Source organism: Roseovarius atlanticus, from assembly GCF_001441615.1.
GTDB lineage: Bacteria > Pseudomonadota > Alphaproteobacteria > Rhodobacterales > Rhodobacteraceae > Roseovarius > Roseovarius atlanticus.
Genome location: NZ_LAXJ01000001.1, coordinates 26082 through 49229, shown reverse-complemented (window position 1 = coordinate 49229; position 23148 = coordinate 26082). Strand labels below are relative to the sequence as shown.

Genomic DNA, 23148 nt, shown 5'->3' with positions numbered 1-23148 from the left:
CGGTTCCTGTCCAACCGCCTCGAGATCGAGATCGAGACCCGTCGCATGAACAGCTCACCCGCCATGGCCCTGGCGCTCGATCCAGATGTCGAACAGCGCTATCGCCGCAAATTCGCCGTAGAGTACCAGCTGTACGACGGAATCGCAGAAGATGGCGCCTTCACGCCCTTGCCCAATGGCGTTCTGCCGCCGCATCACTGATATCAAACGCGCGCCTTGCGGCTCTGCCCGATGTGGGCGGACACTCCATAAAAACAGTTGCGATCTCGAACTTCCGCCTCGTGGACCGCTTGCAGTCTGCGGCGCGACACATGGAGGAAAAGGTTCGGCGTCACCGGTCGGTCGGACACCCGCCGACCGCTAGCCGTCGCGGCTCAGTTGGTTCTGCACAGTCTCGGTCAGCTCGGTCAGCGAAAACGGCTTTGGCAGGAATGTCGAGTTGGGGATGCGCGACTGGATTTCACCGAACGCTTCCTCGGCATACCCCGACATGAAGACCACCTGGGTCTTCGGGCGTTTTTCCAGCGCCTGCAAGACCCAAGCCGGGCCGTCGATACCCGGCATCACCACGTCCGACACGAAAACATCCACTTCCAGCGTCGCGTCTTCCAGCAATTCCAGCGCCGCCTCGGCCGAATCGGCTTCCAGTACGGTCATGCCGCGCAGTTGCAGGGCCCGGCTGGCAAAGGCCCGGACCGGCGCCTCGTCCTCGACCAAAAGCACGACGCCATCGGTCTTGGACGCAAATTGCGCCGGGGGGGCGGTTTCGGCCTCCTGCGGTCCGGCGCTTTCATAGGCGGGCAGAAGGACCTGAAAGACCGTGCCCTCGCCCGGCTGGCTGTCGGCGAAGATGAAGCCACCGGTTTGCTTGACGATGCCATACGCCGTCGAAAGCCCAAGCCCTGTGCCTTCGCCCGTGCGCTTGGTGGTGAAAAACGGCTCGAAGACCTTCTGGATCTTGTCCGGGGCAATGCCCGCCCCTTCGTCGCTCACGCTGACCCGGACATAGCGCCCCGGCGCCACCACGGCGCGGTCGCGGCGCAGGGGCTCGTCGAAGGTGACGTTCTCGGTGGCGATGCGGATGTCGCCGCCTTCGGGCATCGCGTCGCGGGCGTTCACCACAAGGTTCATCAGCACCTGTTCCAGCTGCCGCTTGTCGGCGCGGATCGACCACAGCGTCGGGTCGTGGCTGAGCGACAGGATCACCCGCTCGCCCACCAGCCGGTTGAGCAGATGCGTGAGATCCGACAACATGTCGCGCAGGTCCATCACCTCGGGGCGCAGGGTCTGCTTGCGCGAATAGGCCAGAAGCTGACCGACCAGCGCCGCGGCCCGGTTGGCGTTCTGGTTGATCTGAATAAGGTCGCCATAATCCGGGTCGCCCTGGTCGTGGCGCAGCAGCAAAAGGTCGCAGTGCCCCGCGATGGCCGTCAGCAGGTTGTTGAAATCATGCGCCACGCCACCGGCAAGCTGTCTGATCGCCTGCATCTTCTGGCTTTGCACGAATTGCCCTTCCAGGGTTTTCAGTTTGGTCGCGTCGTTCAGCACGGCGATCAGCACCGTCTCGCCCGCCTCCGTCGCGCGGTTCAGCGTGACCTGAACGAAGGTCTCGCGGTCGTCGCGCCGGACACGCAGAAATTCCGACTGCACCCCGCCGCGCCCCTTGGCCGCGTCCTCCAGCCAATCCGGGATCGACCGGCCCAGCCCCTCCATCAACTCCGAAAGCGTCTTGCCGCAGCACCCCTCCACGCCCAGAAGGTCGCGCGCCGGACGGTTCGAAATCTGCACCTCGCCGGTGCGCGCCAGTTTCAGCAGCGGCACCGGCAATTCGTCGAAGAACGCCCAGCCGTCGGGCTGACGCTCGGTGGGGGCCACGCCGGGCAGCAGGAACACCTCGCGCCGGCCGGCAACGCCTTCAAGCTCGACCACGAGACAGGGCTTCAGCCCCTCGGACGTGGTGATGTCGTTGATCTGGCCCGAGCGCAGCGGCAGCCTGGGAAAGATCCGGTCCAGCGAGCGCACCCGTTCGCCCACCAGCTGCCGCGCGGCGGTGTTCATGAACAGGACGGCCCCGCCCCGTCCCACGGTCAGCATCGGCAGCGGCACCGGATCGGCCTCGCGCAAGGGGCGGTCGGCGGATTTCTCGATCCGCCAAACATACCGGTCGGCGGCGGCGCGATGCACGCTTATGCGCAGGTGGCCTGCACGGGTGACCACGTCTTCATGTGCCGATCCGCGCACCTGTGCCCGGCTTTCCAGGCGATAGAGGATCGGCCCCGGGTTGGCGACCGCGTGTTTCAGCGCGCCGGCCAGGGTCGTCGCCTCGTCGGCGGAAAAGGCGGTCATCGCGGCGCGGTTGGCAAACTGGATATCGCCGTTGCGCCCGGTCAGGATGGCGGGCGTCGCATCCTCTGCCAGGAAATCCGAGGCGGCATCGACCAGCGCCTTGCGAAACCGCGCCTCGGCCGCGTTCACGATGCCGATCCACAGCGCCGACATCACCAGGATGGCCGCGGTAAAGACGCTGGCGATCTGCAATGTCGGGTCAGGCAGGAACACCGCCGCGGCACCGAACACGAGGCCGGCCGCCAGCACCGCCCCGGCGCGTGGCTTGATCCGGGCCGCGGCATCACGCAACGGCAAAACGGTTCCGGTAGTGAATGCCAACCGGCAGCTCCCAACGATAAGGTCCTGACCGACGGTCTAGACGGCAGGGCTTAAAGTTAGATTAACGCTGAAACGGCGAACACGTCTAGGTTGCTTTCGGTGTGACGGAGGCAGCGCTTTCAGCCCTTGCGTAGCGTGGCCAGGTAGAACCCGTCGCCGGTGTCCGAGACCGGCCAGCGGCGGGTGTCCTCGCGCGTCCAGCCCGGATGCGCCGCCTGGAAACCCTCGATCTGCGCCGCGTTTTCTTCGGCCAGCACCGAGCAGGTGGTGTAGACCAGCAGGCCTTTTGGGCGAACAAAGGCCTGCGCCTGCTCAAGAATCTCCCGCTGCGTGTAGCACAGCGCGTGCAGCCGTTCCGGGGTCAGCGCCCACTTGGCCTCGGGCGCGCGCCGCCAGGTGCCGCTGCCCGAACAGGGCACATCACACAGCACGAGGTCGAAGGGCGCCGCGGACGCCACGGCCTCCGCGTCGAGCAGCGTCACCTCTGCCCCCGCCCGGGCCGCCCGGGCCGGCAGATCACGCATCCGGTCGGGTGCGGCGTCATGGGCGAACCACGTGCCTTCGTGCCAGGCGGCCAGCGCCAGCACCTTGCCGCCGCCCCCGGCGCAGAAATCCAGCACGCGCGCCCCATCGGGCACCGGCAAGGCAGCCATCGCCGCTTGACTGCTGGCGTCCTGCAACTCCACATGCCCCTCGCGGAATGCGTCTGATTGCGCCACGCGCCGTGCGCCTTCGGTGACGTGAAGCGCGCCGTCCACCTGAGCCACGGGAATAGTCGCAACGCCGTCTTTCAACAGTATTTCAATCACTTGAGAAAGAGGCTTCATGCGGGGATTGTGACGCAGGCAGACCGGCGCGCGATGCCGCAACGCCTGCGCCGCGGCGTCGGCCTGCGCACCGAGAGCAGTCTCGAATCGCTCCCAAAGCCAATCCGGCAGATCGCGCGCCTCCTCCGGCGTGGGGGCTCTGCCTGCCGCGCGTTCGTCTGCTGTCAGGGGCGTGGGCGCGTGGCCCTCTCCGGTGAATATCGCCTCGGGGTCTGCGCCCTCGGCACGCAGATGCCCCAGCAACAGCGCCCGGCCGGTCTCGCCGCCGCCAAGCGCGGCACAGCTGCGCCGGGTGCGCAGCACCGAGAATACATGGTCGCGGACCGCCGCACGATCCTTGGATCCGGCATAGCGCGCGCCGCGCGCCCACCGCGTAAGCGCCTGTTCGGCGGCCAGCCAGCCGGTCATGGCGTCCAGCACCTCGATGGCGGCCTGCACACGCGCGGCGGGGGTCATGGCGCGACCTTAACTGTGTCGCGCAACGCGTTGTTTTGAAACGGATTAGCCAATCCGGTAATTGGGGCTTTCCCGGGTGATCTGCACGTCATGCACATGGCTTTCCTTCAGGCCCGCGCCGGTGATCTTCACGAATTCGCAATTGTTGCGCATCTCTTCGACCGTGGCGCAGCCGGTATAGCCCATGGCCGCGCGCAGGCCGCCGACCAGCTGATGCAGCACCGTGCCGGCGCCGCCCTTGTAGGGCACTTGCCCCTCGACACCTTCGGGCACCAGCTTGTCGCTGGCCGCGTCCTTCTGGAAGTACCGGTCGGCCGAGCCGCGGGCCATGGCCGCGAGGCTGCCCATCCCGCGATAGGCCTTGAAGCTGCGCCCCTGGTAAAGGATCACCTCGCCGGGGCTTTCGTCCGTGCCGGCCAGCATACTGCCCACCATGGCACAGGACGCGCCCGCCGCGATCGCCTTTGCGAAATCGCCCGAGAACTTGATGCCGCCATCGGCGATGATGGGTGTGTCACCCGCCGCCGCGGCGCAATCCATGATCGCAGTCAGCTGGGGCATCCCCACCCCCGCCACCATCCGCGTGGTGCAGATGCTGCCCGGTCCGATCCCGACCTTGACCGCATCCGCGCCCGCGCCGATCAGCGCGCGGGTCGCCTCGGCGGTGGCGACGTTGCCGGCCACGATCTGCACTTCGTTCGACAAGGTCTTGGCGCGCTCCACCGCCTTGGCCACGCCTTCGGAATGGCCATGGGCGGTGTCGATCACCACCATGTCCACGCCGGCATCCACCAGCGCCTGGGTCCGCTCGAAGCCCGCGTCGCCCACGGTCGAGGCCGCGGCCACCCGCAAACGGCCCAGCCCGTCCTTGCAGGCCGTGGGGTTCAGCACCGCCTGTTCGGTATCCTTCAGCGTCAGAAGGCCGGTCAGCTTGCCCTCGCCATTGGTCACCAGCAGCTTTTCGATCCGCCGCGCCTTCATCAGGCTCTTGGCCTCCTCGCGGTCGGCGGGCTCGGTCAGGATGGCCAGGTTGTCGCTCGTCATCATCACGTGCACCGGCGTGTCGTCGCTGGTGGCAAAGCGCATGTCGCGGTTGGTGACGATGCCCACCACCCGGCCTTTTTCGTCCACCACGGGAAAGCCGGTGAAATTGTAGCGCTCGATCAGCTCTTTCGCGTCCGCGAGCGTCTGGTCGGGGCGCAGCGTGACGGGGTTGTAGACGATCCCGCTTTCAAAGCGTTTGACGCGCCGCACTTCGCGGGCCTGCTGCTCGACCGTCAGGTTGCGGTGGATGACGCCGATCCCGCCCGACTGGGCCATGCAGATCGCCATCCGCCCCTCTGTCACGGTGTCCATCGCGGAACTCAACAGAGGGATGTTGAGGTCGATCGACCGGGTCACGCGGGTGCGGGTGTCGGCGGTGTTGGGCAGCACGCTCGACTTCGCGGGAACCAGCAGGACATCATCGAAAGTGAGGGCCTCACGAATCTCCATGGCGCATCTCCTTGGGGTGTCTCGTTTGGCGGTTCCCTATTGCACGGGTCGGACGGAATGGAAAGGCCCGATTGGCGGGTGTGCGCAGATGACAGGGGGCCGCCCCACTGCGAGATCCCGGATCACGTCCGGGATGCCGCCCGTCACAGCCCCGTAGGGTGGGTGAAAACCCACGCGCCGCCGCTCTTGCCAATACGTCCCGCGCCAAGCTAGCGTCGCCTCAACCAAAGGATACCGCCCATGAGCAAACACGGATATGAAAGCGGCCGGCTCGACCTGCCCTTCGTCGGCATCTCCACCTTCGGCAAGCGGCCCTACGTCTCGGACTGGACAAAGATCGACGCCGACGTCGCCATCCTCGGCGCGCCGTTCGACGCGGGCACGCAATGGCGCTCGGGCGCCCGCTTCGGTCCACGCGGCGTGCGCGAGGCCTCGACGCTCTTTTCCTTCGGCCATGCCGGCGCCTATGACCACGAGGACGACGCCACCTACCTGCCCGGCTCGGTCAGCATCGTCGATATCGGCGACGCCGACATCGTGCACACCGACACGCTGAAATCCCACGCCAATATCGAGGCGGGCGTGCGCGCCATCCTCGCCGCGGGCGCCCTGCCCGTCACGATTGGCGGTGATCATTCAATCAACATCCCCTGCATCAACGCCTTTGACGATCAGGGCGACATCCACATCCTGCAGATCGATGCCCATCTCGATTTCGTCGACGAGCGCCACGGCGTCCGGTTCGGCCACGGCAACCCGATGCGCCGCGCTGCCGAAAAGGAATACGTGACCGGCCTGACCCAGCTGGGCATCCGCAATGTCAGCTCGACCGCCAAGGAAGGCTATGACGACGCCCGGGCGCGCGGCTCGGACATCCTGTCGGTGCGGCAGGTGCGCGACCTTGGGCCCTGGGCCACGGCAAACCGCATCCCCGATGGCGCGCGCGTCTACATCACCATCGACATCGACGCCTTCTGTCCCTCGATCGCACCCGGCACCGGCACGCCCAGCCACGGCGGTTTCCTCTATTACGACGTGCTGGAAATCCTGCAAGAGGTCGCCCGACGCCACGATATCGTGGGCATCGACCTGGTCGAGGTCGCCCCCGATTACGATCCCGCCGGCTCCACCTCGATCCTGGCCGCGCAGGTGCTTCTGAACCTGCTGGGCTTCATTTTCCACGCCCGCGGCTGATTTCCAAAAATTGGAATATATTTGGTCCTCTTTGTGGGAGAGGTCTGACGCAATTCTGCGCCTAATCTTATTTTCGCGCCCTTTTATCCTTCACATACGCTAATTTTCGCGTAACATTTAATCAAAATAAATAACTCAATAGGATGCCAGTTTCGTTTCGGTACAGTTTTGGTTCGCCGTTGCGCGTCATCACCTGTCCGGCCCGGACGAACACAGAAACCCAACAGCGGAGGACACACCCAAAATGGATCTCGCAGCCATTCAGGCCGACCAGGTCACCCTCAATTCCCTTGTCCAGAACCTTGTCTATCTTTCAGGCACCGTCGGCGCGATCACCGTCGTCGTCGGTCTCTTGATGATCGACGCAGGCACCACCCGGCGCAAAAGCCTGTTCAATTCGACCATTGAAAAGGTCATGGGCTTCTTTCTGGGCTTTACCACCTATTTCGCGATCGGCTTCGGCTTCTGGGCGGCGCAGTATTACATCATGGAAGGCGCGACCATGGGCGACTCCTTGCGCGACTGGTGGCTTTTCGGCGGGATGCTGAACGCCAACGCCTCCACCACCGATCCGGCGACCTTTCCGGGGCTGAACACCTTCCAGATCTTCGTCTTCTTCCTCGCGGTATTCGCCGGGATCGTGAACATCCTCTTCCACTTCGCGGTGTCCGAACGGATCAAGGCCTCGGCCTATTACGTGCTCTGCGTCGTGGCCGCCGTGGCCTCCTCGATCCTCAGCTTCTACACCTGGGGCTCGGTCGGCCCTCTGACCAACGCGGGCTTTCACGACTTTTTCGGCGTGGGCTTCGTCTATCTCTTTCCCACCGGCATGGCGCTGGCGCTGGTGCCGATGCTGGGCCAGCGTCCCGGCATGTTCAATCCGCACCCCATGGTCTCGGGCTACCACGCGCCCAGCATCGGGTTGGCGGCGGTGGGTCTGCTGACCATCTTCGCGGGCCTGCCGATGGTCATCGTCTCGTGTCTCTTCTTCTTCGACCCCGAGGCGCTGGCGGTCAGCGTCACCATGGCCGACACCAGCGTCGGCCTTGCCGTGAACAACTATGCCATGGCCTGGGCCGGCGGCGCGGTGACGGGCGGCATCCTCGCCTATGCCACGCGCAAATACGCCTACCTGCTGCTGGGGCCCCTTGCGGGCTACGTGGCGGGAGCCTGCGGCTTCGACGTCTACCAGCCGGGCGAGATGTTCCTGGTGGCCCTGGGCGCGCCGGTCATCTCCTACATCGTCTATGAATTCACGCTGAAGCGCGAATTCGACGAGCACAAGCTGCTGCCGCTTTTCCTCGGCGCGGGCAGCTACGGCCTGATCATGGTCGGCATCCTCGAGGCCGGCACGCCGCGCGGCGGCTACTTCGGGTTCGAGGAAGGCGAGTATGCCTTCCAGCATGGCCAGATCGGTCTGACCATGCAGCTCATCGGCATCGTGGTCTGTCTTGGCGCGGGTCTGGTGACCGGCCTCGTGACCGCGCTGATCCTGAAAGTGACGATCGGGTTGCGCAACACCGACGACGAGATGGCCGCCGGTCTCGACGGTCTGCGCTGGGGGCTGGAGCCTGACGTGCCCACCCGCGAGGACACGCCCATCGCCAAGGGCTGACATCTGATATCACTCACGGTGTCGCGGCGGCGGGGATCACCCTGTCGCCGCGATGCGTTTCCGCGCCCGTCCCGCGGGACACCCCGTAGGGTGGGTTTCCAACCCACCCAGCCACCCCGTCAAACACCCGTTACCGCCGCACGCCCCGTTAATTCGGCCCCCGCGCGTGCCGCACCGTCGCGATACAGACACAAATACCGACGTGATACAGACGCCGAATTCGACCGATCGCCTTTGTTAATCGCCCTGAGTTCGCGCCCGGAGCCTCAAGGCGCCGTTAATCTTCCAGCGCCGCCAGCACGTCGTCATAGCTCTCCAGCCCATGTGCCGCGCCCATCGTTTCGCGCCATTTCTGGGCGTAAGCGTTGCGCATCTCCGCGCTGATCTGCGCTTGCCCCGCCCCGGCCTGCCCGCTGGCCACCTTGCTGGCCTCGCCGCCCGGCGGCAGACCACAGGCCGCATCGCGGGCCTGTCGCACAAGATGGTCGTCGAACTTCCGCCCATGCGCCTTCATGAAAACCAGCGTCGCCTGAGCCTCCGCCACGGCGCGTGTCCGCTCATCGGATATTCCCATGAAATCCGCCACTTGCGCGACACTCTTCGCCAAGTCGCGCTTCATGTGCTCATAGGCCAGCAGCAGCACGTCGTCGCGGTCGCGCACGCCCCACCAGGACGACGCATGGCTCCAGTAATCCTCGCGGCCCATCCGATCCAGATAGTACTCCGCGAAGTTTTCCAGAGAAATCGCCCCGCGCTCGAACATCCAGCCGTCGAAAAACCGGTAAAGCGACACCATCGCATCCACCGGATTGCGCAGCACCACGATGTACCGCCCGCCTTCGGGAATCACCCCCCAAGGCAGATGGCTCTTGAAAAGCTTCGGACGGTACGGTTGCGGGGCGTTAACGTCCCGGCCCATATCGTGGGCCAGTTCCAGCCACGGCACAGCCTCGGTAATTTCGTCGAACGCCATGTCCCCGCCGGAGCGCAGGCCATGCGCGATCTGAGTGATCCAGGTGGTGCCGCACTTGCTGTAGGGCGAAATGAAGATGTCGGTGCGATCCGGGCGATAGGCCAGCCCCGTCTCGACGCCATGCTCGGTGGCGAACCGCGCCAGCGCCGCGTTCATCTGCGCCAGTGTCTCAGGACGCTTCATCGCGCGCCTCTCCATTGCCCGGCACCGGGTCATAGCCGCAGCCGCCCCAAGGGTTGCACCGCGCGATCCGGCGCGCCGCCAGCCACCCGCCCTTGAGGCCGCCATGCGTACGCAAGGCGTCCAGCGCGTATTGACTGCATGTCGGCTGATACCGGCAATTGAACCCCACCCAGGGGCTGAAGATCAGCCGGTACGCCTTGACCGGCAGGGCCAGTACATGCGCCAGCGGGCTCATTTATGCACCGAGGCCAGCGCCCGGCGCAGATCCTCGCACAGCCCCTGGAAATCACGCTCCACCGTGGCCCCGGCGCGCCCGATCAGCACATAGTCGTGGCCGGGTTTTCCCTTGTTTGTCAGTACCTTGCGGGCTACCTCGCGCAAGCGCCGCTTGGCCCGGTTGCGGGTGACGGCGTTGCCCACCTTCTTGGAACAGGTATACCCCACCCGGATCGTGTCGCAGTCGTCCCGCCGATCCCGCATTTGCAGCACCAGGCCCTTCATCGCCTGCCTGCGCCCCTTGGCGGCGGCCAGGAAATCGGGGCGTTTCTTGAGGATGTCCACGCAAACGGAAACCGCCGGGGGCATGTTCCCCGTGTCATCCACGAGGGCCTCCGGCGGTGTCATGTCCGTACAGGTCCTGGCTGGCGCTTACGCGCTCAGCGACTTGCGGCCACGCGCACGACGCGCGTTCAGGATCTTGCGGCCGGCCTTGGTGGCCATGCGCGCGCGGAAACCGTGGCGCCGCTTGCGGACCAGGTTCGAGGGTTGATACGTGCGTTTCATCGCTCGGCTCTCCGGTGTTCTTGGCCTCGCTCAGGAATCGCGAAAGCCGGAATTCGTATTGAAGCCCGGTCTATAGGGGCGCGCGAAGCCCAAGTCAAACATCCGATTGGCTTTTGCAACAAAAACCCTGCCCGCACGGTTGGCTTTGTTACAAACCGGGCCCGAACCCGACATAAAGGCTCCAAACCCATCACCGCGCATCACCCCCGCGTGAAGCGTCTGGCGCGGCATCCGATAATGGCTCATCTATGAGGAACACGCGATCGCACCGGACCCGAACCCCCTCATGGACACTGCCGACGACACCAAGCGTCCTGCCTATATTCGCCACGCGCCCCTGGCCGTGATCCTGATCGCCGCCGTGGTGGGATACTTCACGCTGCGCGACTACCTGACGTTCGACACGCTGGCCAACAATCGTGAGGCTTTGCTGGCGTTCCGCGACGAAAACTACGTTCTACTGGCGGGCATCTTCGTGGCGGTCTACGTGGCCATCGTCGCCTTCTCGCTGCCCGGGGCTGCGGTGGCCTCGGTCACCGGCGGTTTTCTTTTCGGGCTTGCCCTGGGCACTGCGTTCAACGTCACGGCGGCGGTCATCGGGGCCTCGGCCATCTTCCTCGCCGCGCGCTGGGGTTTGGGGAGAACGCTCGCGGCCAGGATGGACGCCTCGGAAGGAACATTGAAGAAGTTCAAGACCGGCCTGCACGAGCATGAAATCAATGTGCTTTTGCTGATGCGCCTTGTGCCGGTCGTGCCGTTCTTCGTGGCCAACCTGCTGCCTGCACTGGTCGGCGTGCGCTTCGTCAATTTCCTCTGGACCACCGCGGTGGGCATCATCCCCGGGGCCATCGTGTTCACATGGATCGGCGTCGGCCTGGGAGAGGTGTTCGACCGCGGCGAACGTCCCGATCTCTCTCTGCTTTGGGAGCCGCAGGTGATCGGCCCGATCCTCGGACTGTGCGTGCTGGCAGCCCTCCCCATCGTGATCAAGACCGTGCGCGGCAAGAAGGACATCTAGGCCATGGCCGATATCAAGACTGACATCCTCGTCATCGGGGCCGGTTCCGGCGGTCTTTCCGTCGCCTCGGGCGCCGCTCAGATGGGCGCCGACGTGGTCCTGCTGGAAGGTCACGAGATGGGCGGCGACTGCCTCAATTTCGGCTGCGTGCCGTCCAAGGCGCTGATTGCCTCGGCCAAGGCCGCCTATGGCCAGGCCCATGCCGCCCCTTACGGTGTCGACAACGTGGCGCCCAGCGTGGACTACGCCGCCGCCAAGGACCACGTGCACGACGTGATCGCCACCATCGCCCCGCATGACAGTCAGGAGCGGTTCGAGGGACTGGGCGTCAAGGTCATCCGCGACTACGGCCAGTTCATCTCGCCCACTGAGGTCAAGGCCGGGGAAACGACCATCCGCGCCCGAAGGATCGTCATCGCCACAGGCTCCTCGCCCTTCGTGCCGCCCATTCCGGGGCTCGAGGACGTGCCGTTCGAGACCAACGAGACGCTCTTCGACCTGCGCGAAAAGCCCGAGCACCTGCTGGTTATCGGCGGCGGGCCCATCGGCATGGAAATGGCGCAGGCGCATCTGCGGCTCGGCTGCAAGGTCACGGTGATCGAAGGCGACAAGGCGCTTGGCAAGGACGATCCAGAAGCGGCGGCGGTCGTGCTGGATCACCTGCGCAATGAAGGGCTTGAAATCATAGAGGGCGCGGCCGCGGCGCAGGTGCGCGGCGAGGCCGGCGCGATCGAGGTGGAAACCAAGGACGGCCGGGTTTTCAAAGGATCGCACCTTCTGATGGCCGTGGGCCGCAAGCCCAATATCGACCGTCTGAATCTGGACGCGGCAGGCATCAAGACCACCAAGGCGGGCATAACGGTCGATGCCGCGCTCAAGACTAGCAATTCGAAGGTCTACGCCATCGGCGACGTCGCTGGCGGCCTGCAATTCACCCATGTCGCGGGGTTTCACGCGGGTATCGTCATCCGCTCCGCCGTGCTGGGCCTGCCTGCCAAGGCCAGCACTGCACACCTGCCCTGGACCACCTATACCGACCCGGAACTGGCGCAGGTCGGCCTGACCGAGGCGCAGGCGCGCAAGGAACATGGCGCGAAGCTGGAGGTCGCGCGGGCCGAGTATGACGGCAACGACCGGGCCATCGCCGCACGTAAAACCACGGGCTTCGTCAAGGTCATGGTGGTCGGCGGCCGGCCCGTTGGGGCCACCATCGTCGGCGCACAGGCGGGCGAGCTGATCCATACATGGGCTTTGGCCCTCGCCAACAACTTGAAAATGAAGCATATCAGCGCCATGGTTGCGCCTTACCCCACGTTGGGGGAAATCAACAAGCGTGCGGCGGGGGCCTATTTCACGCCGCGGCTGTTCGAAAGCGATGGCGTCAAGCGGGTCGTGCGGCTGGTCCAGCGCTGGCTGCCATAAGGGACAAGGCGGCGGAACGGGAAAGATGCGGTTTCTGAAATCACTCTCGGGACGGTTCCTGATCCTGACCGTGGTGTTCGTCATGCTGGCCGAGGTCCTGATCTTTTTCCCGTCCATCGCCCGGTTCCGCGAAGATTTTCTGATGGACCGGCTGGAGCGGGCGCAGATCGCGTCGCTGGCGCTTCTGGCCAACGAGCAGATTTCCAACGAGCTGCAAGAAGAATTGCTGCAAAACGCCGGTGTCTTCAACGTGGTGCTACGCCGGGACGAGGCGCGGCAGCTGATGCTGTCGGCCCCGATGCCCTCGCCCATCGTGGATACGTTCGACCTGCGCGATGCCACGCCCCTTGAACTGATCGGGGATGCCGTCATCCGGCTGGCCACGCCGGAACCCGAGATGATCCGCGTGATCGGCGACCCGTCCCAGATGGGCGGACTTCTGATCGAGGTCACGTTGCTGACGGATGACCTGCGCGCCGCAATGCTGGACTACGGCCTGCGCATCCTGTTCCTGTCGGCGATGATCTCGGTCGTGACGGCCGCCCTGCTGTATTTTGCCGTGCGCGGCTTTCTGGTACGGCCCATCGCCAGTGTCGCACGGCACATGACCCGATACGCCGAGGCGCCCGAGGATGCCAACCGGGTGATAACGCCTCGCTCCACCACCACCGAGATCCGGCAGGCCGAAGAGGCGTTGCTGTCCTTGCAGACCCAGCTGACCTCGTCCCTGCGCCAGCGCGAGCGGCTGGCCCAATTGGGCGGCGCGGTGGCCAAGGTCAGCCATGATTTGCGCAATATCCTGACCTCGGCCCAGCTGTTCACCGACCGGATCGAGATGAGCGAGGACCCGGCGGTCAAACGCATGGCGCCCAAGCTGGTCAATTCCATCGCCCGCGCGGTGCACCTGTGCGAATCGACCCTGGCCTATGGCAAGGCCGAGGAGCAGCCGCCGACACTTGGCCGGTTCGCGCTGATCGACGTGGTGTCGGACGTGATCGAGAGCGAGCGCCTGGCAGTGGGTGACGCCGATGTCAGCTTTGCCGAGGATATCCCGATGGGCCTTGTGGTGCGGGCGGATCACGAACAGCTCTACCGTGTCATCGCCAACCTCGTGCGCAACGCCCGGCAGGCCATCGTCAACAGCGGCAAACCCGGCGAGATCGCCATTTCGGGCCAAGAGACCGCCGATGCGTGGATCATCCGTGTGTCCGATACCGGGCCGGGCCTGCCGGCCAAGGCGCGCGACCACCTATTCCAGCCGTTTCAGGGCGGGGCCACGAAGGGGGGCACAGGCCTGGGCCTGTCGATTGCGGCCGAACTGATCCGTGGCCATGGCGGTACGCTGACGCTCGAGAGCACGGACGGCACGGGCACGATATTCTGTGTCACCCTGCCTCGTGGCGGGCTGAGTCTGGGCTGAGGGAATTTCCTCGGAAAATCCCATGGCACCCCCTTGCATCGGCCGGCGCATCGGTCTAGATGCTCGATCTCACGGACCGATAGCTCAGCTGGATAGAGTACCTGACTACGAATCAGGGGGTCGGGGGTTCGAATCCTCCTCGGTCCGCCACTTCCCCGAATTTCCGGAAAGGCAGACACCGCCCGTGGCGGTTGAGCCGAACGTTTCTCCGCGCACGGCTCACGTGGCGTTTTCCTCGACAATTGAACCGCGCGGTTTATCGTCTCGCAAAAGGCGAAAAAGTGGCGGGAGGCCCCATGCAGCTGACGATCGACGGCACGGACCACGATATCGAGGTCGAGGACGCGATGCCCCTTTTGTGGGTGCTGCGCGACATTCTGGGCAAAAGTGGCGTCAAGTACGGCTGTGGGATCGCGCAATGCGGCGCTTGTACCGTGCATATCGACGGCCAGGCGGTCCGTTCCTGCCAGGTTGCTGCGGGCGACGTGTGGGGCCCGGTGACCACCATCCACGGTCTGGGCACACCCGAGGCGCGTCATGCGGTGCAAGTGGCGTGGATCGAGACGCAAGTGGCGCAATGCGGCTATTGCCAGTCCGGGCAGATCATGCAGGCCGCGACGTTGCTCTCGGAAACGCCTGATCCTTCGGACGAGGATATCGACGACGCCATGTCGGGCAACCTCTGCCGGTGCGGCACTTATCCGCGCATCCGGGCGGCCGTAAAAGCCGCCGCCGCCAAGTTGAAGGAGGCGTGACATGAGCCGGGTCGGAAAAATCGCGCGCCGCAGTTTCCTGGTGGGCGCCGTTGCCGCAGCAGGCGGCGTGGCCTTTGGCGTCTGGCGTTACAAGACACCTTACCGCAATCCGCTTCTGAGCGGGCTCAACGACGGCGAGGCGGCGCTGACCCCCTATGTGCTGATCCGCCCCGATGGCATTACCTTGATCACGCCGCGCGCCGACAAAGGCCAGGGCGCCTACCAGGTGCAGGCGATGCTGCTGGCCGAGGAACTGGACGTGACGCTGGATCAGATCGCGGTCGATCCCGGGCCGCCGGACGTGGCCTATTGGAACCGGGCGCTCGCCGACGAGGCGGCGGCCTTCCTCGCCCCCGGTGGCGGTTTGGGGGAGCAGGTCGCGGGCTCGATCGTGTCGGCGGGCGCCAAGTTCCTGGGGTTGCAGATCACCGGCGGCTCGACGACCACGCCGGATGGGTTCGACAAGCTGCGTTCGGCGGGGGCTTCGGCCCGCGAAACGCTAAAGGCCGCCGCCGCTGCACAGATGGGTGTTGCCGCAAGCGAGCTGACCACACGCGACGGCGCGGTGATCCTGCCGGACGGGACCGCCCTGCCCTATACCGAGTTGGTCGGTGCCGCGGCAGAGGTCGACCCGGTAACGGATGTCGACCTGCGGCCCGCGTCCGAGTGGCGGCTGATCGGCAAGCCCACGCCGCGCCTCGACATGGTGGCGAAATCCACCGGTACTCAGAATTACGGGATCGACGTGAACCTGCCCGGAATGGTGCACGCGACCGTGCTTTTGAACCCTGCCCTTGGCGGGGCGCTTGGAAGCTATGACACTGCCGAGGCCTTCAAGATTCGCGGCGTGCAGTCGGTGGTCGAAATCACCGGTGGCCTTGGCATCGTGGCCGACAACACCTGGCGGGCGATGGAAGGGGCCAAGGCCATCGTGGCAAGCTGGCCCGATGGGCCGCTGCCCCCGACGATGGACGCACATTGGCAGGCGCTTTTGGACAGTTTCACCGAAGACGCGCAGGACAGCCGCAAACGCGACGACGGCGACGTGGATACGGCCCTTGGCGAGGCCGACGTCATCGAGGCCGAGTATCGCGCGCCGTATCTCGCCCATGCTCCGCTGGAGCCGGTCAACGCCACGGTGCGGGTGGATGAGGATGCCGTCGAGATCTGGACCGGCACGCAGATCCCGCGCAACGTGCTGACCAACGTGTCGCGCATCACCGGCGTGCCGGAGGACAACATCACCCTGCATAATCAGATGATCGGCGGCAGTTTCGGGCACCGGCTGGAGGATATGGTGGTGCGCCACGCGGCCGAGATCGCGATGCAGATGAAAGGCACGCCAGTCAAGCTGACCTATTCCCGCGAAGAAGACATGACCCACGACTTTCCGCGCCAGATCGCCATGGCGCGGATGCGCGGCACCGTGCGTGAGGGCCGTGTCGAAGCCTATGACCTTGGCATCGCCATGCCGTCGGTCATCGTCTCGCAAATGGGCCGCCAGGGGCTGAGCGTGCCTGGCCCCGACAGCCAGATCGTGGCCGGCGCCTTTGAGCAGCCTTTTGCCGTGCCGCACCACCGGGTGACCGGCTATCGTGCGCCGCCGCTGGCACTGATCTCGTCCTGGCGCTCGGTCGGGGCGTCGACCAACGGGTTTTTCTACAATGCCGGGCTGGACGAATTGATTCACGCCGCCGGGGCCGACCCGATGGAAGAACGCCTTCGGCTCTGCGACGACCCGTTGGCCCGGGGCGTGCTGGAGGCCGTGGCCGAGATGAGCGACTGGTCCGGCCCGAAACCGGCCGAGGGCGTGGGGCGCGGTGTCGCCTTCACCAAGTCCTTCGGCGTGCCCTGTGCCGAGGTGATCGAGGTCGAGACGACCCAAGCCGGACTGAAGCTGACGCGGGCCTGGGTCGCGGCGGAGGTCGGCACGGTGGTCGATCCGCTGAATTTCGAGAACCAGGTGGCGGGCGGCGTGATATTCGGACTGGGCCATGCGATGAATTGCGAATTGACCTATGCCGACGGCCGCGCCGAGCAGACCAATTTCGACGCCTTCCAGGGCCTGCGACTTTACCAGGCCCCCCTGATCGAGGTACGCGGGCTGGAAAATGGCGACACCGTGCTGGGCGTGGGCGAGCCGCCGGTGCCGCCCGCCGCCCCTGCCCTTGCCGCGGCCATTTTTGCCGCCACCGGCACACGTCTGCGCGAGATGCCGTTCTCGAAATTCGTGGAGTTTGCGTAAGATAAGCCGCGACTTACGCGACGCCGCCTTGCCGTTCCCGGCGCGGGGTGGTTCAAGGGGCGCATGGGATCCATTCTGACCACACTTGTGCTGCTGGCCCTGGCCTGCGCGGCGGCGTTCGGCGCGCAAGCCGCGTCGATGCCGCTTCCGTTCATGATCGGGCCGCTGATCGCGTCGGGCATCGTGGCAACGACCGTATCGGACCGTTTACCGGATGGTTACCGTTTCCCGCCCATGTTGCGCCTGGTCTTCATCTCGGTCATCGGCCTGATGATCGGCGCGCAGGTCACGCCCGAGCTTTTCGGACAGGCCTCGCGCTTTGCGGTCAGTTTTACGGCGCTGACGCTGTTCGTCATCGTCGCCCACGCCTATGGCTACAGCGTCTTGCGGTTCATCGGCGGATATGACCGGCCAACCGCGTTCTACGGCGCGGCGCCCGGCGGGTTGTTCGAATCGATCGCCTTGGGCGAAGAGGCCGGAGCCGACCCGGCCCGGCTGACCCTGCAACAGTTCCTGCGGATCATCGCGGTGGTCACGCTTTTGCCCATCGGGCTGTCGCTTTGGGTCGGCCATCCGGTCGGCAGTTCGGCGGGCGTCACGCTGGGCCGGGGCGACGTGCCCTGGTCGGCCTTTCCCTTGATCGCCTGCGCCGGTGCGGCGGGGCTTGGCCTTGGGCATGTGCTGCGCCTGCCGGCCAAGCAACTGACCGGGCCCCTTTCTGTGGCCGCGCTCCTGTCGCTGACCGGGATTTACCATGTCGACGTGCCGCAATGGCTGATCAACGTGGCGCAGATTGTCGTCGGAACGGCGCTTGGTATGCGGTTCGCCGGGCTGTCGGGGGGCCTGGTGCTGCGCGGTGTCGGACTGACCGTGCTGTGCGTCGGCGGGATGATGGGACTGGCCATTGTTTTCGCGCTGGCGCTGATGCAGGTGCTGGAGCAGCCCTTTGACGTGCTTCTGATCAGCTTCGCCCCGGGCGGCGTGACCGAGATGTCGCTGGTGGCGCTGAGCCTGTCGGCCAATCCGGCCTTCGTAACCTTGCACCACATTTTTCGCATTCTGATCACCGTGGTCGGCCTGGGCGTCAGTTCCAAATTGGTGCGGCGCAGGCTTTGACAGAATAGGACTTCTGGATTATCTGAACATCTGTTCATTTCAAACCTCCGGAGGCTTCATGCAAATCTCAGACACCGCCGCGATCATCACCGGGGGCGCCTCTGGCCTGGGGGAAGCCACGGCACGGCACTTTCGCGCGCATGGTGCCAAGGTCACCCTGCTGGACCGGGATGCCGAGCGCGGCGCCGCCGTGGCCGCCGAGATCGGGGCTGGATTTGCGGAAACGGATGTCACTGATGAAGCCTCCGTCAAGGCCGCTATTGCCTCGGCGAAAGACGCCATGGGCAAGATCACCGCCGCCGTGAATTGCGCCGGCATCGCCACGGGCGAAAAGACGCTGGGGCGCGACGGGCCGCACAGCCTTGACGGGTTCCGCCGCAGCATCGACATCAACCTTGTCGGCACGTTCAACGTGGCCCGTTTGGCGGCCGAGCAAATCGCTCAGAACGCCGCCGCGCCGGATGGCACGCGCGGGGTGATCATCAACACCGCGTCCATCGCCGCCTTCGAAGGGCAAAAGGGCCAGACCGCCTATGCCGCGTCGAAGGGCGGCATCGTAGGGCTGTCGGTGCCCATGGCCAGGGATCTGAGCCGGGAGGGCATCCGCGTGATGGCCATCGCGCCGGGGATATTCGCCACGCCCATGCTCAAGGGCCTGCCGCAGGACGTGCAAGACGAGCTGGCGCGGGACGTGACGTTCCCCAAGCGGCTGGGCGACCCGGACGAGTACGCCGCGCTGGCGCGATTCATCGTGGAATGCGACTATCTCAACGGCGAGGTGATCCGCTTGGACGGCGCGCTAAGGATGCAGTAACGCGTCAGGCGCCGCTGAGCGCGCCGAACTTGGTTTCCAGATAGGACATCAGCGGCGCCGCGGTGGGTGCGGTGCCGCAGGCCAGGGTGATGACCTCTTTCGGTTCGTGGCGCCCGCCGTGGCGTTGCACATGCTCGCGCAGCCAACCCGTGGCTGCAGATAACTCGCCCCTCGACAGTTGATCGTCCAGATCCGGCAGCTCCCTGCGCAGGGCCTCGTGCAGGCATCCGGCATAGACATTGCCAAGGCTGTAGGTCGGGAAATAGCCGAACAAGCCCACGGACCAGTGCACATCCTGAAGCACGCCGTTCGCGGGGCGGTTGACGTCATAGCCGAAATCCGCCCGGAACCGATCGTTCCAGGCCGCTTCGAGATCACCCACCTGAAGATCGTTGGCGAACAGCGCCCGTTCCAGATCGAACCGAAGCATGATGTGCAGGTTGTACTGCACCTCGTCGGCCTCGGTGCGGATATAGCCCCGGTGCACGCGGTTCACGAGCGCATAGAAGGTGTCTTCGTCCGCCACGCCGAAATCGCCGAACAGGTCACGCATCCGACCATAGAGATAGCCGCAAAAGGCGCGGCTGCGGCCAAGCTGATTCTCGTAGATCCGGCTTTGGCTTTCATGCACGCCCATCGACACCCCCTGCCCCGCCGGGGTCAGAAGGAATTTCGGGTCGATGCCCTGTTCATAGCAGGCATGACCGACCTCGTGGATTGTCGAATAGAGGCAGTTGAACGGATCATCCTCGGCGGTGCGGGTGGTGATGCGCACGTCTTCGCCCGAACCGCTGGAGAACGGGTGGACCGCCCGGTCGATGCGACCCCGGGTCAGGTCATAGCCGAAGGTTTCGGCCAGTTCCCCGCCAAGCGCCATCTGCGTGTCCGCATCGAACCTGGCCGAAAGCGGCGTCACCTGAGGGGCGTTCAGGGCGCGCTCGCGCAGAGCCACCAGCCCGGGGCGCATCTCGCCGAACATCGCGGCGAATTCGGCGGCCTTGCCGTTCGGCTCGAAATCGTCGACCAGCGCATCGTAAAGGTCGCCCCCGCCTGCCAGCGCCGCGGCCTCTTCCCGCTTGAGCTTGACCACCTCGGCCAGCGTGGGAAGGAAAGCGGCGACATCGTCAGCGGCACGCGCGCCAGCCCATATGCCTTGCGAGCGGCTGGTCAGTCGGGCCAGTGCGGAGGCCAGATCGGCCGGCACTTTGACCGATCGTTCATAGCTGCGGCGGATAAGGCGAAGTTGCGCGGCGCCATCGGCGTCGGGCGGGTCGGCCTGCTCCAGCCACTCACCGATCTGCGGGTTGGTACGCCGGGCATGCAGCACGCTTTCCATCGCGCCGCTTTCCTCGGCCCGCTGCCCGGCGGAGCCGCGGGGCATCACGGTTTCCTGATCCCAGCTCAGCCGCCCGGCGATGCGGGCGAGCGCCTGGGTTTCCCGCTCATAGGCCATGAGCGCGTCGAATGCGGTGGGCAGGCTCATCCGCGCACCGACCGTATGACGGGATATTGGCTGAGAAAGCGGGCACGCAGGATCAGGACCCAAAGGATCACTGCCAGTACCTGGTGCGCGATGGCAAGTTGCCAGGGCGCGACGTAAAGCACGGTCATGATCCCAAGTACCACTTGCAGGCAAAGCGCGAGGAACGCGAAATTGAACGCGCCCCGGGTCAGCGCATGGGCAGAGCGGCGACCTTTCAGCCAGACGACGATGCCAAAGATCAGCAGAAGATAGCCGGTCATGCGGTGGATGAACTGAACCATGCCGGGGTTTTCGAAGAAGTTCCTGAGACCCAGCTCCGGCATCCAGAAATCCACGGGCAGAAAGCCCCCCGCCATGAGCGGCCAATCGGTAAATGTGCGGCCTGCGTCGATGCCCGCGACAAGTGCGCCGATCAGGATTTGCAGGAAGGCGAAGTGCAGCCAGCCGGTGGACAGACCGAAAAGCTTGCGCTCGCGGCTGCGCCTGGCCTGCATCAGCTCACGTTCTTCGCGCCTAAGGCACATGACGTACCACGCGATGAAGCCCAGGATCACGAAGGCAAGCCCAAGATGTATAGCCAGCCTGTAGCTGGCCACGTCCAGCATCTGCCCCGAAAGGCCGGAGCGTACCATCCAGTAGCCGATCGCGCCCTGAAGCCCGCCAAGACCGCCCAGCAACAGCAGGCGGCCTGTCCAACCGGGTGGAATCTTGCGCGACACCAGGAAGGCCAGAAAGCCCAAGGCCCAGACCAGGCCGATCACGCGGCCCAGCTGGCGATGGCCCCATTCCCACCAGTAGATCACCTTGAACTCGGCAAGGCTCATGCCCTTGTTCTGCAACTGGTACTCGGGAATGGCGCGGTACTTCTCGAACTCCGACTCCCATGTGGCCGCGTCCATCGGCGGCAGCGCGCCGCTCACCGGCTTCCACTCTGTGATCGACAGTCCGCTGTCGGTCAGACGCGTCAGGCCGCCCACGGCGATCATCACGACCACCAGCGCGAAGAGAAGCATCAGCCACACCCGCACGGCGCCACGCGCGCCACGGCGGCCTGCGTCGATCATCCCGCCTTGCGGTGTCTGCCGCGGTGTGTCCGTTTCGGACACTTCCTGGAAAATGCTGCGCTTTTCGCTCATGTTCCGCCCTCTGACTTTGGCGTGACGTTAATCCGCGCCGCGCGGCGCTTCAACCGCGCTCCTTCCAGCGCACCATTTGCCGCAGCACGCCGTGCAGCGTTTGCACGTCGGCCCGCGTCAGGGGCATCCGGCTCCACATGTTGCGCAGGTTGATCTTCATACCGGACGCCTTGGCCTCTGGAAAGAAAAAGCCTGCATCTTCAAGGCGTTCTTCGTAATGCGAAGACAGCGCTTCGATCTCGTTCTGGTTGGCCCATTCGGTGCCGGCCATGTCGACGCGCGCGGCCTCGACCGCCTGAGACGCGCGGCGCCACTCGTAGCCGCACAAGAGCACGCATTGGGCGAGGTTCAGGCTTGGGAAGTCGGGGTTCACCGGCACGCTGATGATGGCGTTGGCGCGGGCCACATCCTCATTTTCCAGCCCGGCCCGTTCGGGCCCGAACAGCACAGACACTCTTTCGCCTCGCGCAAGGCGCCTGGCGGCCTCTGCCATGGCCTCTTCCGGGCTGAACACGGGCTTGGTCAGGCCCCGCACGCGGGCGGTCGTGGCCATAACGAAACTATCCTCCTCGACCGCCGACGGCAGATCGGGCACCAGGCGCGCGTCGTCCAGCAACCGGCCTGCGCCGCTGGCCATGGCCACGGCTTTGGGGTTGGGCCAGCCGTCGCGCGGAGCCACGACGACCATCCGGTCGAGGCCAAAATTCCACATCGCGCGCGCGGCGGCGCCGATGTTTTCGCCCATCTGCGGGCGTACGAGCACAAAGCGCGGCTGTCTGTTTTCGCTTGGCATCCTGTTCCTCCGACGTGCCCGCCATAATCCAGCCTGCCCTTGCGGGAAAGCGCAAAAGACGGCGTTCGCGTCCCGTAGACGCGTTCGCAAATCCCGGTTATAGGGGCAAAAACAGGACGACAAGACCATGGCAGAGCCCGAGCAGCCGCAAATCTATCTGATCACCCCGCCCGAGATCGAACTGGCGCGGTTTCCCTCCATGCTGGACCGCGTCCTGCGCGACCACGAGATTGCCTGCGTGCGGCTGGCGCTGTCGACACATGACGAGACCGCGTTGTGCCGGGCCGCCGACACCTGCCGCGAGGTCGCGCATGGGCACGACGTGGCCATCGTGATCGACACGCATTTCGTGCTGGCCGAGCGTCTGGGGCTGGACGGCGTGCATCTGACGGACGGGTCGCGCACCGTGCGCAAGGCGCGCAAGGAACTGGGGCCGGATGCCATCGTCGGCGCGTTTTGCGGCACCTCGCGCCACGATGGAATGAGCGCTGGCGAAGCCGGCGCCGATTACGTCAGCTTCGGTCCCGCCGGCGTCTCGGCCCTTGGCGACGGGTCGCAGGCCGAGGCCGAGCTTTTCGAGTGGTGGTCACAGGTGATCGAGGTGCCTGTGGTCGCCGAGGGCGCGCTGGACGCCTCCACGGTGGCGCAGCTGAGCACCATGACCGATTTCTTCGGGATCGGTGACGAGATCTGGCGCTCGGACGACCCCAGCGCCGCCTTGGGCGAACTGGTCGCAGCCATGCGCTGAGCGGCG

General features: G+C 65.4%; 20 protein-coding genes, 1 tRNA gene and 1 pseudogene. 12 read left to right on the top strand and 10 right to left on the bottom strand.

The window, feature by feature from the left end:
- A pseudogene (locus XM53_RS23355) lies at positions 1-201 on the top strand (gamma-glutamyl kinase); the annotation flags it as partial.
- 159 nt (positions 202-360) lie between these two features.
- Here the strand turns inward: XM53_RS23355 and XM53_RS00235 are convergent.
- From XM53_RS00235 to guaB, 3 genes are all read right to left on the bottom strand, one after another.
- Entirely contained in the window at positions 361-2667 is a 2307-nt protein-coding gene (locus XM53_RS00235) for a hybrid sensor histidine kinase/response regulator (RefSeq protein WP_057789171.1), read from the bottom strand.
- A 119-nt stretch (positions 2668-2786) separates the two neighbouring features.
- A complete protein-coding gene (locus XM53_RS00230; protein ID WP_057789170.1) occupies positions 2787-3950 on the bottom strand; it encodes an RsmB/NOP family class I SAM-dependent RNA methyltransferase in 1164 nt (387 codons plus the stop codon).
- 45 nt (positions 3951-3995) lie between these two features.
- Entirely contained in the window at positions 3996-5444 is a 1449-nt protein-coding gene (guaB, locus tag XM53_RS00225; RefSeq protein WP_057789169.1) for an IMP dehydrogenase, read from the bottom strand.
- A gap of 240 nt (positions 5445-5684) precedes the next feature.
- Here guaB and speB point away from each other — a divergent pair, with 240 nt between their 5' ends.
- Together speB and XM53_RS00215 are read left to right on the top strand one after the other, a co-directional pair.
- Positions 5685-6638 carry an agmatinase gene (speB, locus tag XM53_RS00220; RefSeq protein WP_057789168.1) on the top strand — a complete coding sequence of 318 codons (954 nt, stop codon included), beginning with the start codon at positions 5685-5687 and terminating at the stop codon, positions 6636-6638.
- A 244-nt stretch (positions 6639-6882) separates the two neighbouring features.
- A complete protein-coding gene (locus tag XM53_RS00215) occupies positions 6883-8253 on the top strand; it encodes an ammonium transporter family protein (RefSeq protein ID WP_057789167.1) in 1371 nt (456 codons plus the stop codon).
- A gap of 277 nt (positions 8254-8530) precedes the next feature.
- Here the strand turns inward: XM53_RS00215 and XM53_RS00210 are convergent, their stop codons facing one another.
- Genes XM53_RS00210 through rpmH form a run of 4 tightly spaced genes read right to left on the bottom strand, consistent with a single transcriptional unit; the run spans position 8531 to position 10192 of the window.
- The gene (locus tag XM53_RS00210; protein ID WP_057789166.1) at positions 8531-9409 is read right to left on the bottom strand and encodes a sulfotransferase domain-containing protein; all 879 of its coding nucleotides are present in this window, start codon (positions 9407-9409) and stop codon (positions 8531-8533) included.
- Positions 9396-9644: a membrane protein insertion efficiency factor YidD gene (gene yidD, locus XM53_RS00205; RefSeq protein WP_057789165.1), complete on the bottom strand. Its 249-nt coding sequence runs from the start codon at positions 9642-9644 to the stop codon at positions 9396-9398. The genes XM53_RS00210 and yidD overlap by 14 nt, the downstream gene beginning before the upstream one ends.
- Positions 9641-10033 (bottom strand): ribonuclease P protein component, encoded by a 393-nt coding sequence (rnpA, locus tag XM53_RS00200; RefSeq protein WP_057789164.1) that lies wholly within the window; start codon positions 10031-10033, stop codon positions 9641-9643. The genes yidD and rnpA overlap by 4 nt, the downstream gene beginning before the upstream one ends.
- Before the next feature lie 24 nt (positions 10034-10057).
- Positions 10058-10192 carry a 50S ribosomal protein L34 gene (rpmH, locus tag XM53_RS00195; RefSeq protein WP_005980833.1) on the bottom strand — a complete coding sequence of 45 codons (135 nt, stop codon included), beginning with the start codon at positions 10190-10192 and terminating at the stop codon, positions 10058-10060.
- A gap of 286 nt (positions 10193-10478) precedes the next feature.
- Here rpmH and XM53_RS00190 point away from each other — a divergent pair, with 286 nt between their 5' ends.
- The 8 genes from XM53_RS00190 to XM53_RS00155 all read left to right on the top strand — a co-directional run bounded on the left by XM53_RS00190 (position 10479) and on the right by XM53_RS00155 (position 18982).
- The gene (locus tag XM53_RS00190; RefSeq protein ID WP_057789163.1) at positions 10479-11210 is read left to right on the top strand and encodes a TVP38/TMEM64 family protein; all 732 of its coding nucleotides are present in this window, start codon (positions 10479-10481) and stop codon (positions 11208-11210) included.
- 3 nt (positions 11211-11213) lie between these two features.
- Complete coding sequence (locus XM53_RS00185; protein ID WP_057789162.1) at positions 11214-12632, top strand: dihydrolipoyl dehydrogenase family protein; 1419 nt, start codon at positions 11214-11216, stop codon at positions 12630-12632.
- Between the two features lie 25 nt (positions 12633-12657).
- Complete coding sequence (locus XM53_RS00180) at positions 12658-14052, top strand: sensor histidine kinase (RefSeq protein WP_057789161.1); 1395 nt, start codon at positions 12658-12660, stop codon at positions 14050-14052.
- Between the two features lie 73 nt (positions 14053-14125).
- A tRNA-Arg gene (locus tag XM53_RS00175) sits at positions 14126-14202 on the top strand.
- A 146-nt stretch (positions 14203-14348) separates the two neighbouring features.
- Positions 14349-14807, top strand: a complete 459-nt coding sequence (locus tag XM53_RS00170; RefSeq protein WP_057789160.1) for a (2Fe-2S)-binding protein — start codon at positions 14349-14351, stop codon at positions 14805-14807.
- A 1-nt stretch (position 14808) separates the two neighbouring features.
- Positions 14809-17052, top strand: coding sequence for a xanthine dehydrogenase family protein molybdopterin-binding subunit (locus tag XM53_RS00165; protein WP_057789159.1), 2244 nt, complete (start codon positions 14809-14811; stop codon positions 17050-17052).
- Positions 17053-17115: 63 nt separating this feature from the next.
- Positions 17116-18168, top strand: a complete 1053-nt coding sequence (locus XM53_RS00160; RefSeq protein WP_057789158.1) for an AbrB family transcriptional regulator — start codon at positions 17116-17118, stop codon at positions 18166-18168.
- A 58-nt stretch (positions 18169-18226) separates the two neighbouring features.
- On the top strand, positions 18227-18982 hold the full coding sequence (locus XM53_RS00155; protein WP_057789157.1) for an SDR family NAD(P)-dependent oxidoreductase: 756 nt from the start codon (positions 18227-18229) through the stop codon (positions 18980-18982).
- A gap of 4 nt (positions 18983-18986) precedes the next feature.
- Here XM53_RS00155 and XM53_RS00150 read toward each other — a convergent pair whose 3' ends face one another.
- The 3 genes from XM53_RS00150 to XM53_RS00140 are packed head-to-tail and all read right to left on the bottom strand — an operon-like array spanning position 18987 to position 22394.
- Entirely contained in the window at positions 18987-20465 is a 1479-nt protein-coding gene (locus XM53_RS00150) for a carboxypeptidase M32 (RefSeq protein ID WP_057789156.1), read from the bottom strand.
- Entirely contained in the window at positions 20462-21601 is a 1140-nt protein-coding gene (ctaA, locus tag XM53_RS00145) for a heme A synthase (protein ID WP_057789155.1), read from the bottom strand. Before ctaA ends, XM53_RS00150 begins: the two co-directional genes overlap by 4 nt.
- Before the next feature lie 49 nt (positions 21602-21650).
- Positions 21651-22394: an RNA methyltransferase gene (locus tag XM53_RS00140; RefSeq protein WP_057789154.1), complete on the bottom strand. Its 744-nt coding sequence runs from the start codon at positions 22392-22394 to the stop codon at positions 21651-21653.
- Positions 22395-22521: 127 nt separating this feature from the next.
- Here XM53_RS00140 and XM53_RS00135 point away from each other — a divergent pair, with 127 nt between their 5' ends.
- Entirely contained in the window at positions 22522-23142 is a 621-nt protein-coding gene (locus tag XM53_RS00135; RefSeq protein WP_057789153.1) for a thiamine phosphate synthase, read from the top strand.
- The last annotated feature ends 6 nt before the right edge of the window (positions 23143-23148 follow it).